Source organism: Streptomyces longispororuber (assembly GCF_024448165.1).
GTDB classification, from domain to species: domain Bacteria; phylum Actinomycetota; class Actinomycetes; order Streptomycetales; family Streptomycetaceae; genus Streptomyces; species Streptomyces longispororuber_A.
Genome location: NZ_JAMOLN010000395.1, coordinates 1 through 3,197, shown reverse-complemented (window position 1 = coordinate 3,197; position 3,197 = coordinate 1). Strand labels below are relative to the sequence as shown.

Annotated in this window: 3 protein-coding genes; 2 read left to right on the top strand and 1 reads right to left on the bottom strand. The window is 72.3% G+C overall.

What is annotated here, in order from left to right:
- The first annotated feature begins 105 nt into the window (after positions 1-105).
- Together M4J07_RS47240 and M4J07_RS47235 are read left to right on the top strand one after the other, a co-directional pair.
- Positions 106-789: a GntR family transcriptional regulator gene (locus tag M4J07_RS47240; protein ID WP_255983497.1), complete on the top strand. Its 684-nt coding sequence runs from the start codon at positions 106-108 to the stop codon at positions 787-789.
- Positions 790-904: 115 nt separating this feature from the next.
- On the top strand, positions 905-1,555 hold the full coding sequence (locus M4J07_RS47235) for a hypothetical protein (RefSeq protein ID WP_255983495.1): 651 nt from the start codon (positions 905-907) through the stop codon (positions 1,553-1,555).
- A 54-nt stretch (positions 1,556-1,609) separates the two neighbouring features.
- On the opposite strand, the gene M4J07_RS47230 is transcribed toward M4J07_RS47235, so the two are convergent.
- Positions 1,610-2,965: an aspartate aminotransferase family protein gene (locus M4J07_RS47230; RefSeq protein WP_255983493.1), complete on the bottom strand. Its 1,356-nt coding sequence runs from the start codon at positions 2,963-2,965 to the stop codon at positions 1,610-1,612.
- Between the last annotated feature and the right edge of the window lie 232 nt (positions 2,966-3,197).

Genomic DNA, 3,197 nt, shown 5'->3' with positions numbered 1-3,197 from the left:
GTGGGTGGGGCCGTGGGCGCGGTGAGGAGGGGCATGCGGCCGACTGGGGCCGACTAGGGTGGTCCGGACCAGCGGAACCGATGCGTCAGCCGAACCGGGGGAACCGTGCCCGTATCCGACGGCCCCGCCGTCACCCGCAGCACCCTGCGCCAGCAGATCGCCGACGCGCTCCGCGACGAGATCCTGGGCGGCCGCCTCACCCCGGGCCAGGAGTTCACGGTCAAGGAGATCGCCGAGGGGTACGGGGTGTCGGCCACCCCGGTCCGCGAGGCCCTCGTCGACCTCACCGCCCAGGGCCTCCTCGACTCCGCCCAGCACCGCGGCTTCCGTGTCCACGAGTACTCCCTGGCCGACTACCGCGCGATGATCGAGGCCCGCAGCCTCGTCGCCGACGGAATCTTCCGCGGCCTCGCCGAGCACCCGCCCCAGGACCCCCGCACCCCGGACGCCCTCGCGGGAGTCCGCCGCCGCGGCGAGGAGGCGGCCCGCGCCGCGGGCGCCGGCGACCTCAACGTCCTCATCGGCTACGACCTGCGCTTCTGGCGAGAGCTCTCCGCCCTCTTCGGCAACGCCTACCTCTCCGACTTCTTCCACCGCCTGCGCGTCCAGTCCTGGATGTGCGCGGTCCCCCACCTGCGCCGCGCCGGCGACCTCAAGGGCCGCCTGTGGTCCGGGCACTGCGACCTGGTGGACGCCCTGGCCCGCCGGGACGCCACGGGCGCGCACGCGATCATCGCCGGGTACAACGCCGACTCGCTCGCGCTCATCGAGCAGCTGGCCGGGGAATAAGGCTCGGACCGACGGGGGAGCGGGTACCTGCAAGACAGGGCTGTCGCGGTGCGCCGCCGACTACCCTGGCGTACGCCCGGCCGTGCGCCGCCGAACACGTCCTAAGGAGCCCTTCTTGGCCTGTGATCTGTGGCTCGTCCCCCTCGTCGACGTGCTGTGCCACAGCCCCGACAACCCCTTCGCCGAAGAACTCGCGCTGTACGACAAGGCGTTGACCGATGCAGGGCTGCCGACGGTACCGGTCTACTCGTACATGCCGGGACTCTCCGGCGACGTCGCACCGGTCGCGGGGTTCGACTACGACGCGCTGCACTTCCTGCGCCGCGCCTATCTGCTCCAGCTGTGCGGCCTCGCCGTGACACCGGTCGACGAACTCGGCGGTGACTACGAGCAGTTGCTGGAGATGTTCGAGTCGACGGCGCAGGGTTCCCACCTGGTGTGGCACTACGACCACGCGGGCGCGTACGTCCCCGTGGACTTCGCGACCCCGCTCTCGAACGACGAACTCCTCGCCGGTGGCGGCCCGTTGGGCTCGTCCCACGCACTGCTGCGCGAACTGGAGTACGTGGCTCCGTCGATCGGCATCGACCCGGCGAACCCGCCGGTGCCGCCCGCCCCGCCGACGGCGCCCACCGCCCTGGAGGAACCGGCGGCCCCGGTGCCGCCGGACGACAGCCCGTTCGCCCGGGAACGGCACGTCTGGCTGGGCCTGCACCAGGCGGCCACGCGCAGCCTGGCCCAGGGCTCGATGATCATCTTCAGCTGAGCAGGGCGCGGCACGGGGCGCCGCCGGCCGGCGGCGCCCCCCGGAACGCTCCGGCTACGCGACGTGCTCGTCAGCGGCGGCCAGCGCCACGTCCAGGGCGGCGAGGCCCTCCTTGGCCTCCGCCTCCGTGATGTTCAGCGGCGGCACGACGTGCGTGCGGTTCATGTTGATGAAGGGCCACAGTCCGTTCTTCTTGGCGGCGGCGCCGAACGCGGCCATCGGCGCGTTCGCCTCACCAGCCGCGTTGTACGGCACCAGCGGCTCGCGGGTCTCCCGGTCCCGGACGAGGTCGAGCGCCCAGAACATGCCGGTGCCCCGCACCTCGCCCACCGACGGGTGCCGCTCGGCGAGCTCGCGCAGGCCCGGCTCGATGACCTCGGCGCCGAGCTTCGCCGCGTACGCGACGAGGCCCTCCTCCTCCATCACGTTGATGGTGGCGACGGCGGCGGCGCAGGCCAGCGGGTGCCCGGAGTAGGTGAGACCGCCCGGGTAGGGGCGCTTGGCGAACGTCTCGGCGATGGCGCCGGAGATCGCCACGCCGCCCAGCGGGACGTACCCCGAGTTCACGCCCTTCGCGAAGGTCATCAGGTCCGGCGTGACGTCGTACAGGTCGGCGGCGAACCACTGGCCCGTACGGCCGAAGCCCGCCATGACCTCGTCGAGGACGAAGACGATGCCGTACTTGTCGCAGAGCGCGCGGACCCCGGCGAGGTAGCCAGGCGGCGGCGTCATGATGCCCGCGGTGCCCGGGATCGTCTCCAGGACGATCGCGGCGACGGTCGCCGGACCCTCGAACTGGATCGTCGTCTCCAGGTGCTCCAGCGCCCGCTCGCACTCCTGCGCCTCGGTCTCCGCGTAGAAGCGCGAGCGGTACAGGAACGGCGCCCAGAAGTGGACGACGCCCGCCGTGCCGCGGTCGCTGGCCCAGCGGCGCGGGTCGCCGGTGACGTTGATCGCCTGCTCCGTGCCGCCGTGGTACGAGCGGTAGGCGGAGAGCACCTTCGGGCGGCCCGTGTGCAGGCGGGCCATCCGCAGGGCGTGCTCGACGGCGTCCGCGCCGCCGTTCGTGAAGAAGATCTTGTCGAGGTCGCCGGGGGTGCGCTCGGCGATGAGGCGTGCGGCCTCGGAGCGCGACTCGATGGCGAACGCGGGCGCGAAGGTCGTCATCTTCGCGGCCTGCTCCTGGATCGCCGCGACGACCTTCGGGTGCTGGTACCCGATGTTCGTGTAGACGAGCCCCGAGGTGAAGTCGAGGTAGCGGTTGCCGTCGTAGTCCCAGAAGTACGAGCCTTCGGCACCGGCGACGGCGAGCGGATCGATGAGCTCCTGTGCGGACCAGGAGTGGAACACGTGCTTGCGGTCCGCGGCCTTGACGGCGGCGCCGACCTGGGGATTCGGCTGAGGGGTCATGGGGCCGAGGGTAGATGTCCGGTCCGTGGACACACCATCGGCGTCCTGTCTGCGGGCGGGCGGCGAACACGACAGTCTGTCCAGCGGAACCCTTGGGCTCCCCTTAACCGGGCGTTAGGGAACGGTGCGCCAGGCTGGCACCGTGAACTGGCGCAGCGTGGCCGCGACCGCGGCGTGGGTGGCCGTCTGTACGGGGGCCGGGGGGCTCGGCGCCTGGCAGCTGGCCGGGGCC